Annotated in this window: 13 protein-coding genes; 6 read left to right on the plus strand and 7 right to left on the minus strand. The window is 72.4% G+C overall.

Annotated features, from left to right (window positions below; all coding sequences use genetic code 11):
- Positions 1–99: 99 nt before the first annotated feature.
- From AB0F29_RS03505 to AB0F29_RS03515, 3 genes are read right to left on the minus strand one after another with little or no spacing between them, the layout of a single operon-like run.
- Positions 100–939: a heme ABC transporter ATP-binding protein gene (locus AB0F29_RS03505; RefSeq protein ID WP_361867153.1), complete on the minus strand. Its 840-nt coding sequence runs from the start codon at positions 937–939 to the stop codon at positions 100–102.
- Positions 936–2048, minus strand: coding sequence for an iron ABC transporter permease (locus AB0F29_RS03510; RefSeq protein WP_361867154.1), 1113 nt, complete (start codon positions 2046–2048; stop codon positions 936–938). Before AB0F29_RS03510 ends, AB0F29_RS03505 begins: the two co-directional genes overlap by 4 nt.
- Positions 2045–3151 carry an ABC transporter substrate-binding protein gene (locus AB0F29_RS03515; protein WP_361867156.1) on the minus strand — a complete coding sequence of 369 codons (1107 nt, stop codon included), beginning with the start codon at positions 3149–3151 and terminating at the stop codon, positions 2045–2047. Before AB0F29_RS03515 ends, AB0F29_RS03510 begins: the two co-directional genes overlap by 4 nt.
- A gap of 134 nt (positions 3152–3285) precedes the next feature.
- Here AB0F29_RS03515 and AB0F29_RS03520 point away from each other — a divergent pair, with 134 nt between their 5' ends.
- From AB0F29_RS03520 to AB0F29_RS03530, 3 genes are all read left to right on the plus strand, one after another.
- Positions 3286–4749, plus strand: coding sequence for an HtaA domain-containing protein (locus tag AB0F29_RS03520; protein WP_361867157.1), 1464 nt, complete (start codon positions 3286–3288; stop codon positions 4747–4749).
- A gap of 90 nt (positions 4750–4839) precedes the next feature.
- Positions 4840–6459, plus strand: coding sequence for an HtaA domain-containing protein (locus tag AB0F29_RS03525; RefSeq protein WP_361867158.1), 1620 nt, complete (start codon positions 4840–4842; stop codon positions 6457–6459).
- Between the two features lie 123 nt (positions 6460–6582).
- Entirely contained in the window at positions 6583–7254 is a 672-nt protein-coding gene (locus AB0F29_RS03530; protein WP_018958184.1) for a PhzF family phenazine biosynthesis protein, read from the plus strand.
- 110 nt (positions 7255–7364) lie between these two features.
- On the opposite strand, the gene AB0F29_RS03535 is transcribed toward AB0F29_RS03530, so the two are convergent.
- Together AB0F29_RS03535 and map are read right to left on the minus strand one after the other, a co-directional pair.
- On the minus strand, positions 7365–8030 hold the full coding sequence (locus tag AB0F29_RS03535) for a biliverdin-producing heme oxygenase (protein ID WP_361867160.1): 666 nt from the start codon (positions 8028–8030) through the stop codon (positions 7365–7367).
- Positions 8031–8246: 216 nt separating this feature from the next.
- The gene (gene map, locus AB0F29_RS03540) at positions 8247–9104 is read right to left on the minus strand and encodes a type I methionyl aminopeptidase (RefSeq protein ID WP_361867162.1); all 858 of its coding nucleotides are present in this window, start codon (positions 9102–9104) and stop codon (positions 8247–8249) included.
- 58 nt (positions 9105–9162) lie between these two features.
- On the opposite strand from map, the gene AB0F29_RS03545 reads away from it, so the two are divergent.
- Positions 9163–9420 carry a hypothetical protein gene (locus AB0F29_RS03545; protein WP_361867163.1) on the plus strand — a complete coding sequence of 86 codons (258 nt, stop codon included), beginning with the start codon at positions 9163–9165 and terminating at the stop codon, positions 9418–9420.
- A 233-nt stretch (positions 9421–9653) separates the two neighbouring features.
- On the opposite strand, the gene AB0F29_RS03550 is transcribed toward AB0F29_RS03545, so the two are convergent.
- The gene (locus tag AB0F29_RS03550; protein WP_018958180.1) at positions 9654–10967 is read right to left on the minus strand and encodes an MFS transporter; all 1314 of its coding nucleotides are present in this window, start codon (positions 10965–10967) and stop codon (positions 9654–9656) included.
- Positions 10968–11087: 120 nt separating this feature from the next.
- Between AB0F29_RS03550 and npdG the strand changes: the two genes are divergently transcribed.
- Both npdG and AB0F29_RS03560 read left to right on the plus strand, forming a co-directional pair.
- The gene (npdG, locus tag AB0F29_RS03555; protein ID WP_361867165.1) at positions 11088–11798 is read left to right on the plus strand and encodes an NADPH-dependent F420 reductase; all 711 of its coding nucleotides are present in this window, start codon (positions 11088–11090) and stop codon (positions 11796–11798) included.
- A gap of 87 nt (positions 11799–11885) precedes the next feature.
- A complete protein-coding gene (locus AB0F29_RS03560) occupies positions 11886–12068 on the plus strand; it encodes a hypothetical protein (protein WP_361867166.1) in 183 nt (60 codons plus the stop codon).
- Between the two features lie 99 nt (positions 12069–12167).
- Here the strand turns inward: AB0F29_RS03560 and AB0F29_RS03565 are convergent, their stop codons facing one another.
- On the minus strand, positions 12168–12974 hold the full coding sequence (locus tag AB0F29_RS03565) for a site-2 protease family protein (RefSeq protein WP_361867168.1): 807 nt from the start codon (positions 12972–12974) through the stop codon (positions 12168–12170).
- Positions 12975–13141 lie beyond the last annotated feature (167 nt).

A 13141-nucleotide genomic window follows, 5' to 3' on the forward strand; every position in this document is an offset into this window, starting at 1 on the left:
ACTGACCGTCGAAACCCTACCGGGGCGGCGGACGGCGTGCGGCCGGGGACCGGATACAGCGCCCGCACCGTGACCCAGGGCCTCGCGGCACAGGCCGCCTCAGACCCCGCGCACCGGTACGATCAGCGGCCTGCCCGTACGGGGGTGGGGGAAGACCTCCACCGGCTGCCGGTAGACCTCGCCGAGCAGCTCACCGCTGAACACCTCGTCCGGCGGGCCCAGTTCCGCGATCCGCCCCTCGTGCAGGACGGCCGCCCGGTCCGCGTACGCCGCGGCGAGGCCGAGGTCGTGCAGCACGACCACCACCGCGTCCCCGGCGGCGGCCCGGTCCCGGCAGATCCGCAGCACCAGCTCCTGGTGGCGCAGGTCCAGGGCGGCGGTCGGCTCGTCGAGCAGCATCAGCGGGGCCCGCTGCGCCAGCACCCGGGCCAGCGCCACCCGGGCCTTCTCGCCGCCCGAAAGCGCCGAGAACGGGCGGCCCGCGAACCGGGTCACCTCGGTGGCCGCCATCGCCGCGGCCACCGCCGCGTCGTCCTCGTCCTCCCGCTCCGTACCGGCCCAGGGCGCCCGCCCCATCCGTACGACGTCCTCCACCGGGAACGGGAAGGACAGCGCGGCGGACTGCGGCAGCACCGAGCGGCGCAGCGCCAGTTCGGGCGCGGACCAGGCGGTGGCCGGACGCCCGTCGATCCGCACCTCGCCGCTCGCGGCGGGCAGATCGGCGGCCAGCGCCGCCAGCAGCGTCGACTTGCCCGCGCCGTTCGGCCCGACCAGGGCGACCACCTCGCCGGCGTGCGCGGTCAGACCGACGGAGTCCAGCACCTGCCGCTGCCCGAGGCGGACCGTAAGACCGACCGCCTCGACGGCGGGGGAGCCGGGGGCCACGGGCGAGGGAAGCTCCCGGGGGCGTACCGCGAACAGGTCTCTCAGCGTCCTCATGCCCAACCACCTTGCTTACGACGGGTCCTGCGCAGCAGCCAGAAGAAGAACGGGCTGCCGAAGAGCGCGGTCAGCACCCCGAGCGGCAGCTCGGCGGGGGCCGCCACCGTACGGGCCGCGAGGTCGCCCGCCACCAGGACCAGGGCGCCGCCGAGCGCGCTGCCCGGGACGAGGAAACGGTGACCGGGGCCGTTGGCCATCCGCAGCAGATGCGGGACGAGCAGCCCGACGAAGGAGATGATCCCGGCGACGGCGACCGCGGCGGCCGTCAGCAGCGCCACCACCAGCACCAGCACGATCCGCAGCCGCTCCACGTCCACGCCCAGGTGCCGGGCGGGCCGCTCCCCGAGCGCCAGCAGGTCCAGCTTGCGGGCGTAGAAGGGGGCGATGAGGAGCCCGGCCAGCGCGCACGGCAGCACGGCGAGCACCTTGGGCCAGGTGGCCTGGGAGAGCGAACCGAGCTGCCAGAAGGTGATCTGGGTGATCTGCGCGTTGTCCGCGAAGAAGATGAACAGGCCGATCAGCGCGCCCGCGAACGCGTTGACGGCGATACCGGTGAGGATCAGCGTCACCACTTCGGTCCGGCCGCCGGACCGCGAGAGCGTGTAGACGAGCAGCACCGTGACCAGGCCGGCGATGAACGCGCAGACGGTGATGGTCCAGTTGCCGAAGAAGGTCAGGCCGAGCGCGATCGAGGCGACCGCACCCACGGCCGCGCCCGCCGAGATGCCGATCACGCCGGGCTCGGCGAGCGGGTTGCCGAACACACCCTGCATCAGCGCGCCCGCACAGCCGAGGGACGCGCCGACGAGCAGGGCGAGGACGACCCGGGGGAGCCGTACGTTCCACAGGACGCTCTCGCCGACCCGGTCCAACTCCTGGCCGCCGAGCCCGATCCGGTGCTGCACGGAGGACAGCACGTCGCCGAGCGGGATGGAGTACGCGCCGATCGCCGCGGAGAGCAGACAGCCGACGAGCAGGGCGAGGGAGAGCACGACGGTGAGCAGATACGCCCTGCTCCGGGGGGACTTGGGGGCGGCGACGCCGTCCGCTCCCTCGCCCGGGGCCTTCGGATCGGCCCCGGTGCGTTCCTCGTACGCGGTGGTCACCGGCCCGTGCCGCCCTTCGCGTACAGCTGCTCGACGATCTCGGCGAGCACCCGGTCGGTGCGCGGCCCGTAGTTGAGCAGCACCCCGTCGTCGACGGTGACGATCCGGCGGTCCATCCCGGCCGGGGTCTCCGCGATACCGGGGATCTTCACCAGACCGTCCATGCCGCCGACCGACTCGAACCCCTTGGTCATCAGGAGGATCGCGTCCGGCGCGGCCTTGGCGAGCGCCTCGCTGGTGATGGCGGTGAAGTCCTTGTCCAGGCCCGACTCCTTGCCGGCGTCGACCGCGCCCGCCGCCTCCAGCAGCGAACCTGCCCCGGACTCCGCGCCGCCCAGCAGATAGACGGAGGCCGAGCCGCGCAGGTAGAGGAAGGCGACCCGGGGCTTCTCGCCGTCCGCGCGGTCCGGGATGGACTTCTGGACGGCGGCGATCCGGGACTCGGTCCGCTCCTTGAGCTCCGTGCCGGCGGACGGTACGCCGAGGGCCTCGGCGACGGTGTCGATGCGGCGGCCGACGTCGGCGAGCTCCTTGGCCGGTTCGACGACGAGCAGCGGGATACCGGCGTCGCGGATCTGGTCGATCGCCTCGGCCGGTCCGGTGGTGGTGTCGGCGAGGACGATCGTCGGCTTCAGCGAGAGCACGCTCTCCGCCGACACGTCGTGGGCGCGGGTCACCACCGGGAGTTTCTCGGCCTGTTCGAAGGTGGCGGTGATGTCCCGGGCTACCACCTGCTTCCCGAAACCGAGGGTGAAGACGATCTCGCTCAGCGACCCGGTCAGCGGCACGATCCGGTCGGTGGAACCGATCGTGACCTTCGTGCCGTCCGCCGAGCCGACCGTCACCGGCAGTTTCGGCGCGGGCGGGGTGGCCAGCGGCTCGACCCGGTCGGCGTCGGCGGTGCTCCCGGCGGACTTCGGCGCGGAGTTGCCGCTTCCGCTTCCGCTTCCGCCGCAGCCGGTCAGGACCAGGGCGAGGGTGACAGCGGCGGTGAGGGCGGCGGCCGCCCTGCCCCGGGCCGGGCGACGGGGAAAGGCCCGTCCGGCGTCCGGGCCCTCGGAGCCCCGGGGGCTCCTCGTGGCGAAGGCCTGCGAGATGTGCACGGGGCACCGTCCTGTCGTTCTGCGGCGTGCGGTCGGCCGTTCGCCGGTAACGGCGTGACCGGAGGGGGTTCCGGCCCGGGCTGGGAATACCTTAGGTTAGCCTTACCTGAGTATCCAGTCCTCGGAGGGGCCCCATGCCGTCGTCCAGATCCACCCGCGCGCTCGCCGTCGCGCTCCTCGCGGTACTGCTGGGGGCTCTGCTCCCCGCTGCCACCGCGCAAGCGGCCGGCCGTACGGTGCAGGGCGGCCGGCTGGACTGGGGCATCAAGTCCTCCTTCCAGAGCTATGTCACCGGCCCCATCGCGAGCGGCAGTTGGAGCCTGACCGGCGGAGCGGCCACGGTCGGCGGCAGTCAGTTCCGCTTCCACTCGGCGACCGGCTCCTACGACCCGGACACCGGAGCGCTCGACTCCGGCTTCTCCGGCGGCGTGCACTTCACCGGCCACAAGAAGCCCGACGGCACCAACGAGCTGGACCTCACGATCAGCCGCCCCACCGTCCGGATCAGCGGCGGCAGCGGCATGCTCCACGCGGACATGGTGAGCAAGGAACGGGGGACCGGCAAGGTCTCCAACCGCTCCCAGGTGCCGCTGGCCAGGCTCGGCCTCGGCGGGATCGACATGAAGGGCGGTTCCACCCCCATCGCCCTCACCGACGTCCCCACCACGCTGACGGCCGAGGGAGCCTCCGCCTTCGCCGGTTACTACACCGCGGGCACCCCGCTCGACCCGATCAGCCTCTCCGTCGACACCAAGGGCGCGGCCGCCCAGCCGAAGCCGTCCGCCCCGGCGAAGGAGAAGGACGAGAAGGAGAAGGAGAAGGCGGAGAAGAAGGACGAGGCGAAGGCGGGCCGCGTCGAGGACGCCGCCGTCGACTGGGGCGTACGCCGCACCTTCCGCGAGTACGTCACCGGCTCCATCGGCCAGGGCAAGTGGACGCTCGCCGACGGTGCCCAGGACGGCGGGGCCCTGTTCCGCTTCCCGCAGGGCAAGGGGACGTACGACGCGAAGAAGCAGACGCTGGACGCGGACTTCGGCGGCAGCATCCGCTTCACCGGCGCCCACGACCTCGACCTGAAGTTCGCCGGCGTCACCGTCGCCGTCGCCCAGGGCGAGGGCACCCTGTCGGCCGACGTCACCAGCGCGGGCACGACCACCGAGGACGTCCCGCTCATCACCTTCGCCGCCGAGGACTTCGCGCCGAAGGACGGCCTCGCCGCCCTCACCGAGGCTCCCGCCACCCTCACCGCCGACGGCGCCAAGGCGTTCGGCTCCCTGTACAGCGCGGGCACCGCGATGGACCCGGTCTCGCTCGCCGTGGCCGTCGACGAGAAGGCCGAACTGCCCGCACTGCCGGACCTCGGCAGTGAGCCGACAGCGGCCGCCGAGCCCACGGAGAAGGCCGCCGAGGAGCCCTCCGCCGCACCGGCGGCCGCCTCCTCCGACTCCGGCCCGGGGGCCGGCACCTGGGCGGGAATCGGCGGCGGTGCGCTGCTGCTCGTCGCGGCCGGGGCGTTCTTCGCCCTGCGGCGCCGCAGTTCCGCTCAGGGACCCGACGCCGACGCCACCACGGGCCATGACGCCCCCAAGACCTCCTGACCCGGTACCCATGAGCGCCTTATGGGTCGTCACCCCCTCCCCCCACGCCTCTCTTCCCCCTCCCCCTGTTCCGCAAGGAGACCCACCGACATGGCAGCAACCCGCCGCCCCATAACTCTTGCCGCGGCCGTCGCCACGGCCGCCGTCCTGGGCGCGACCTTCGCCCTTCCCGCCCTCGCCGCCGACGGCTCCTCCGAGGCCGCGCCCGCCGCCCCGAAGCTGGAACTGGTCGACGGCACGCTGGACTGGGGCATCAAGGAGTCCTTCCGCAAGTACATCGCGGGCCCCATCGCGGGAGGAAAGATCACCCCCGCGGGGGGCGCCAAGCAGGCTGCGGGCAACGGGGTGTTCACCTTCACCGACGGCAAGGGCTCGTACGACGTCTCGACGCACGTCTCCGACACCGCGTTCAAGGGCAGCGTCCGGTTCGAGGGCCACCACGGGCTGCTCGACGTCCAGCTCAGCGACGTCAAGGTCGCCTCAGGCCGCGAGACGGGCATCATCACCGCCGACTTCACCAGCAAGAAGATGGACGGCACCGTCGTCACCAAGAACGACGCCCCGATCGCCGATCTGGATATGACCAAGGCCAAGCGGGGCGGCGGAGCGGGCGGCGCGATGGTCTTCTCCGGCATCCCCGCCACGCTGACCGCCGACGGCTCCGAGGCCTTCGCGGGCTTCTACGAGAAGGGCTCCGAGCTCGACCCGGCGACGCTCTCCGTCAAGCAGGCGACGAAGCCTCCGACCACGCCCCCCGCGACCCCTCCGGCCACCCCTCCGGCCACGCCCCCGGCGACCCCTCCGGCGACGCCCCCGGCCACTCCTCCGGCGACGCCCCCGGTCACCGGCAAGCCCACCGGCGAGCCGAGCACCGCCCCGACGCCCACCGCCTCCGCGCTCGCTGCGCCCGTCAGCGGCCCGGTCATCGACGGCACCCTGAACTGGGGCGTCAAGGAGAAGTTCCGCTCCTACGTCGTCGGCCCGATCGCGCGCGGCAAGGTCGAGACGAGCGGCGGCGCGACCGCCGTCACCGACGGCTACCGCTTCAGCAAGGCCACCGGTCACCTCGACGCCGACAAGAACACACTGAACGCCGCGTTCCAGGGCAAGGTGCGCTTCCTCGGCCACGAGACCAAGGGCGAGTACGTCCTCGACCTGTCCCTCGGCAACCTGAAGGTCGACATCGAGGGCACCTCCGGCACGCTCCTCGCCGACGTCTCCTCCAAGGACCAGAAGACCGGCAAGGTCAGCAAGTTCACCGGCCTGTCCCTGGCCGACCTGAAGGTGCCCGCCGGGGCGCTCGCCGCCAAGGGCGGCGTCGTGAACCTCGAGAAGATTCCGGCGACGCTCACCACGGACGGCGCCAAGGCCTTCGGCGGCTTCTACGAGAAGGGCGAGGCGCTCGACGCCCTGAACGTCGCGGTCTCCCTGGACAAGGACGCCCAGCTCCCGGGCGGCTCCACCGGCGGCTCCGGCTCCACGGGCGGTTCGGGCTCGACCGGCGGTTCCACGACCGGCGGTTCCACCACCGGCGGCGGAGGCACGGTCGGCGGCGGCTCCACCGGCTCCACCGTCGGCGGCTCCGGCGCCCTGGCCGCCACCGGCTCCGACGTCCCGACCGGCGCCCTGATCGCGGCCTCGGGCGTTGTCGTGGCGGCCGGCGCGGGCGTCGTGATCGCGGCGCGCCGTCGTCGCGACGGAACCGCCTGACCCTTCCCGCACCATCCGAAAGGCCCGGGGCCGTACGGGCGGCAGCAGTTGCTCGCCGGTACGGCCCCGCCGCCGTACCCCGCCGGTTCCCGCCCCGTCGCCCGGCAGTGCTTGAATGCCCCCGTGAGCGACTACGACGTACCCCGGGGCATCGACGTCCTGCGCGTGTTCTGCGGACCTGACGGCCGGTACGGCAACGCCCTCGGCGTCGTACGCGACGGACGCGACCACCCCGACGAGGCCTCCCGGCAACTCCTCACCCGGCGGCTGGGCTTCAGCGAGACCGTGTTCGTCGACGACCCGGAGCGCGGGCGGGTGGACATCCACACCCCGGGGCTCCGGCTGCCGTTCGCCGGGCACCCGCTGGTGGGCACCGCGTGGCTGCTGGACCTGGAGGTCCTGGAGCTGTCGGTCGGGGACGTGTTCGCCCGCCAGGACGGGGAGTTCACCTGGATCACCGCCCGCCCGGAGTGGGTCCCGCCGCGCACGCTCCAGCAGTACGGGAGCGCCGCCGAGATCGAGGCGCTGCCGGGCCCGCCGCCCGGCGAGGGCTGGCTCTACGCCTGGGCGTGGGAGGACGAGGCGGCCGGGCGGGTGCGCGCACGGGCCTTCCCGAGGCGCGGGGAGGCGATCGTCGAGGACGAGGCGACGGGCGCGGCGGCCCTGCTGCTCAGCGCGCGACTCGGCCGGGCCCTGAACATCACACAAGGACGCGGCTCCCAGATCCTCACCGCACCCGCGCCGGACGGCACGGTGGAGGTCGGGGGCCGCGTCCTGATGGCCGTCCGGGGCTGAACCCGGGACGGTCCGTCCCGCTGCCGGGGCGTCCTCGCCCCGATCACGCGGGCGGCTCCACCGGAAGCCGGTGGAGCCGCCCGCTCACCGGCGCACGCGCCGGCGCCCGGTCACGCGCCGATCGGGAAGACCTCGCCCAGTTCGCGGAAGACCGCGGTGTTCAGCGCGAAGGCCCGCTTGCACTCCTCGACGATGCGCCGCTTCTCCAGGTCGTCCGCGTTCACCGCGTCCAGCAGCTCGCGGTAACCCCGCTTGAACGCGGCCGGGTTGGTGATCTCCTCGAAGACGTAGAAGCGCACGCCGTCGCCCTTGCGCTCGAAGCCCCAGGTCTTCTCCGCCTTGTCGCGGATGATCTGACCGCCCGAGAGGTCGCCGAGGTAGCGGGTGTAGTGGTGGGCGATGTAACCGGCGGGCCAGGTGCGCGCGCACTCCGCGACCCGGGCCGCGTACGCGGCGGTGGCGGGCAGCGGCTCGACACTCTCGCGCCAGCCGGCCCCGCGCAGATGCGCCAGGTCGCGCTCCAGTTCGGTGGAGCGCATCAGCTCCGGCTGTATGAAGGGGCCGGCCACCGGGTCCTCGCGCAGGGCCTCCGCCCCTTCCTCCAGTGCCCGGTACACGAACCACAGCTGCTCGGTGTAGCGGGCGTAGGCGTCCACTCCCAGCCGCCCGCCGAGCAGGTCACTCATGAAGGTCGAGGTCTCGGCCTCGGTGTGCTGCTCGTGCGACGCGGTGCGGATGAGCGTCGAGAAGGGAGTGACGGTGGCGGTTGCGTCCAAGGCGGGCCTCCGGGGACCGAGGGGGACGGGAAGTCCAGAGAGAGACGGGGATACCGGCAGCGGCCGCCGCGACGGTGCGGCGGCGCGTGCCGATACGCCCGATCCTCCTACTTAGGTTTACCTAAGTCAACTGGTTCCCGACTGCCTGTCGGTAAAAGGCTACGCGCAGAGGGAGGGGAGAGTCCTGTCCTGCGAATTTCGGGGTGATCCGGTGATCTACGGGAGGGTGAGGATCTCCGCTCCGGTCTCCGTGACCACCAGCGTGTGCTCGAACTGGGCCGTCCGCTTCCGGTCCTTCGTCACCACGGTCCAGCCGTCCTCCCACAGGTCGTACTCGTGGGTGCCCAGGGTCAGCATCGGCTCGATGGTGAACGTCATCCCCGGCTGCATCACCGTGGTGGCGTGCGGGCTGTCGTAGTGCGGGATGATCAGGCCGGAGTGGAACGAGGAGTTGATCCCGTGCCCGGTGAAGTCGCGGACGACCCCGTAACCGAACCGCTTCGCGTACGACTCGATGACCCGGCCGATCACGTTGATCTGGCGCCCGGGCCTGACCGCCTTGACGGCACGGTTCAGCGACTCCCGGGTGCGCTCGACCAGCAGCCGCGACTCCTCGTCGACGTCGCCGCAGAGGTAGGTGGCGTTGTTGTCGCCGTGCACGCCGTTGATGTACGCGGTGACGTCCAGGTTCACGATGTCGCCGTCGCGCAGCACGGTGGAGTCGGGGATGCCGTGGCAGATGACCTCGTTGAGCGAGGTGCACAGCGATTTGGGGAAGCCGCGGTAGCCGAGCGTCGAGGGGTACGCGCCGTGATCGACCATGAAGTCGTGGGCGACCCGGTCGAGCTCGTCCGTGGTGACCCCCGGGGCGATGTGCTTGGCGGCCTCCTCCATCGCCCGCGCGGCGATACGGCCCGCGACGCGCATCCGCTCCACGGTGTCGGAGTCCTGGACCTCCGGGCCGGTGTACGGCGTCGGGGCCGGCTTCCCCACGTACTCGGGACGCCGGATGTTTCCGGGGACGGAACGGACGGGAGTGATCTCCCCTGGTACGAGAAGCGACTGGCCAGACATGCCAACGAGTCTAACCAGCGGCCCCGGGGCACCATGGCGATAAGGAAAGGAGCCGTCGATGGCCCTGTTCAAGAAGCGCACGGTAGGCAAACCGGGCGAATGGTACTACTGCCTGGAGCACAAGAAGGTCGAGGAGGGCCCGGAGTGCCCGGCGCAGAACCGGTTCGGCCCCTACACCTCCCGCGAGGCGGCCCAACACGCGATGGACACGGCCCGCGACCGGAACCTGGAGTGGGACACCGACCCCAAATGGCACGACGAGAACAAGGGCAAACCAAGCCCGCCCGGGGGCAACTCAAGCCCGTCCGGCGATTGAGGACGGTCTTTCCCACGGGCCCGGACCGGGGGTGACCCACTTTCCGGGAGGGCCCCGTCCGGGGGCAGTCCAAGCCCGTCCGGCGATTGAGGACGGTCTTTCCCGCAGGGCCCCGACCGGGGGCATCTGAAGCCCGTCCGGCGATTGAGGACGTCTTTTCCAGCCCCTCCGGCGCTTGAGGAGCGGGGTACGGGGCGGAGCCCCGGAAGCCCGGCCACCCGGCCGGGCCCGGGTCACGCCTCCCCCCGGGCCCCCCTCCTCCGCACCGCGTCCTCATCCGTCTCCGAGTCGTACCGCACCAGCTTCGGCAGCGCAGCGGTCAGCAGCACCACCGACGCCACGCACGCCACGCCGCCCGTCCAGATCGCCGATCGGGTCCCGGTCCAGCCCGCCATCGCCCCGGCCCGCACCTGGCCCAACTGCGGGCCGACGCTGTACGAGAGCACCTCGATGCCCGCCAGCCGGCCCCGCAGCTCCTCCGGGATCGTCTGGTTCCAGATGGTCGACCGCCCCAGCCCGCTCAGCATGTCGCCCGCCCCCGCGACGGCCAGGCAGAGCAGCACCACCCACACGCTGGAGAACCAGCCCGCCGCGGCGATGGCCAGCCCCCACGCCGTCGCACCGAACACCACGAACAGCCCGTGCCTGCGCACCCGGCTCGTCCAGCCGCTGGTCAGCCCCAGCGCCAGCGAGCCGACCGAGCCCGCCGCGTACATCAGGCCCAGCGACCACTCCGCGTCCAGATCGTCCGCGAGGAACGGGAAGATCGTGTTCGGGAAGGCGAAGAACATCGCCGCCATGTCGATCGCGTACGTCCCCAGCAGCACCGGCCGGCTCCAGGCGTACCGCGCCCCCTCGACGATCCCACGCAGCGACGGCTTCTGCGCGTCCCGCGCCGGCGGGGCCGGGGAGAGCCGCAGACAGAGCACGACGGAGGCGGCGAACGTGCACACCGTCACCCCGTACGCGGTGCCGTGACCGGCGTACGCCACCACCAGACCGGCCAGCGCCGGGCCCGCGATGGCCCCGATCTGCCAGCGCAGCGAGTTCAGCGCGGCCGCCGCCGTCTGCTGTGCGTGCGGCACGATCCGGGCCATCAGGGAGTCCAGCGCGGGCCGCTGGAGCCCGGCGAGCGCGGACACCCCGCCGGCCACCACGTACAGCGGCCACAGCAGCGGCTCCGGGAGCAGGGCGTTCACCAGCAGGATCGCGGCGAGCACCCCGAGCCCCGCCTCGGTGAGCATGATGACCCGGCGGCGGTCCACCGAGTCCGCGAGCGCCCCGCCGTACAGCCCGAAGACCACCAGCGGCACCAGCTCCACCGCGCCCATCGCCCCGACCGCGAGCGGGGAACCCGTGAGGTCCTTGATCTGGAGCGGCAGCGCGATGAGCGCCATGAAGCTGCCGAAGTACGTGATCAGGCCCTGGATCCACAGCAGCCGGAAGTCCGCCGAGGAGCGCCACGGCGAGAGGTCCGGCAGCAGGGCGCGGAGCCGGGCCGACGGCTGCGAGGGCGAGGGGGAGGGCGAGGGAGGTGCTGAGGTCACGAAGGGCCATGATCCGCACTCCCGGGCGTTTCGGGCAAGCCGGTATTCCGTCACGTGCGCCGGACCGGGGGCCCGCAGCGAACGGCCTCCCGGCGGCTACCTGGCAGTAGGGTCGGGCCCATGACTACACAGGACAGCGGCAGCGCGCCCAAGCCCCCTGCCAAGGACCCCTGGGACCTCCCCGATGTCTCCGGCCTGAGCGTGGGCGTGCTCGGCGGCACCGGCCCGCAGGGGCGCGGCCTCGCCTACCGGCTCGCCCGCGCCGGACAGAAGGTCACCCTCGGCTCCCGGGACGCCGCCCGCGCCGAGCAGGCCGCGGCCGAGCTGGGCTTCGGCGTCGAGGGCGCGGACAACGCTGATTGCGCCCGGCGCAGCGACATCGTGATCGTCGCGGTGCCGTGGGACGGCCACGCGAAGACGCTTCAGTCCCTGCGCGAGGAACTCGCCGGCAAGCTCGTCATCGACTGCGTCAACCCGCTCGGCTTCGACAAGAAGGGCGCCTACGCCCTCAAGCCGGAGGAGGGCAGCGCCGCCGAACAGGCCGCGGCCCTGCTGCCGGACTCCCGGGTCACCGCCGCCTTCCACCACCTCTCGGCCGTGCTGCTCCAGGACGAGTCCATCGAGGAGATCGACACCGACGTGCTGGTCCTGGGCGAGGCCCGGGCCGACACGGACCTCGTGCAGGCGCTGGCCGGCCGGATCCCCGGCATGCGGGGCATCTTCGCGGGCCGGCTGCGCAACGCCCACCAGGTGGAGTCGCTGGTCGCCAACCTGATCTCGGTCAACCGCCGCTACAAGGCCCACGCCGGACTGCGCACCACCGACGTCTGACCGGCCCCGCCGGGCCCGTTCGGGGCACAACGGGGCATGGGGGACACTGGACGGGACCGCGACCCGTTCCCGACAGGAGTCGACCCCATGCCCCGCATCGCTCTCTACGCCCTCGTCGTCTGCGTCCTCGCCGTCGTGGCGGCCGCGGTCTCCTTCGCGCAGGGCAGCCTGCTCGGGATCGTCTGGGTTCTCGTCGCGGGGCTCTCGTCGAACATGACCTGGTTCTACATCCGCAGGCACCGGCTGGCCGTCGCCGCCGACGCGGGCTGAACGAGACGGCTGACCGAGACGGCCCCAACGAGACGGCCTCAACGAGACGGCCTCAACGAATCGGGCTGACCGAGCAGGCCCGAACGAGGCGCCACGCGGTCAGCCCACCGCGCAGCCCGGGTCCTGCTCGCCGAAGAGGCCCCGCCAGAAGCGGTACAGGTCGTAACCGCAGTACCGCTGGAACTCCTCGACACCCAGTCCGCGCAGCAGGGCGTGGATCGCGTCGAAGAACACGATGTTCACCTCGGGGATCCACAGGATCGCGAACACCGCGATCAGCCCGAACGGCGCGATCGGCTCCACCTGGCGGCGGATCCGGTACGAGAGCCAGGGCTCGATCACCCCGTACCCGTCGAGACCGGGGATCGGCAGGGAGTTCAGGATCGCCGCCGTCACCTGGAGCATCGCCAGGAACGCCAGCGCGTAGCGGAAGGCGAGCGGCACCCCGTCGAGCGCGTCCAGCCAGAACGGGGCCGTGCACACCACCGCGAACGCCACGTTCGTCAGCGGGCCCGCCGCCGAGATCAGGCTGTGCTTCCACCGTCCGTGGATCCGGCCGCGCTCGATGTACACCGCGCCGCCGGGCAGCCCGATCCCGCCCATGATCACGAAGAGCACCGGCAGCACGATGCTGAGCAGCGCGTGCGTGTACTTCAGCGGGTTGAGCGTCAGATAGCCCTTGGACGCGACCGAGAGGTCCCCGCTGTGCAGTGCGGTCCGGGCGTGCGCGTACTCGTGCAGACAGAGCGAGACGATCCAGGCCCCGGTGACGAACAGGAACACCGCGAAGCCGGTGGCGTCCGCGAAACCCGTCCACACCGCCCAGCCCGCGACCGCGGTGACGGCGGCGATACCGAGGAAGACCGGGCTGATTCTCCGGTCGCCGCGGGTGGCTGCGGTGGTCATCGGCGATCGGCTCCTGGGGTGAGGGGACGGAGGAGGGTCTGTACGGCGTGGGGCCCGGCCGCGGGACGCGGGAAGGGGGATCGTACGGTCCGACAGGGCTGGAACGCCGGAGACCGCTTGTGGAGTTCCACCCGGTCAACGCCGAGCCCCCCTCCGTCACGGACAAT

The organism is Streptomyces sp. NPDC026589 (assembly GCF_040638385.1).
Taxonomy (GTDB): Bacteria; Actinomycetota; Actinomycetes; order Streptomycetales; family Streptomycetaceae; genus Streptomyces.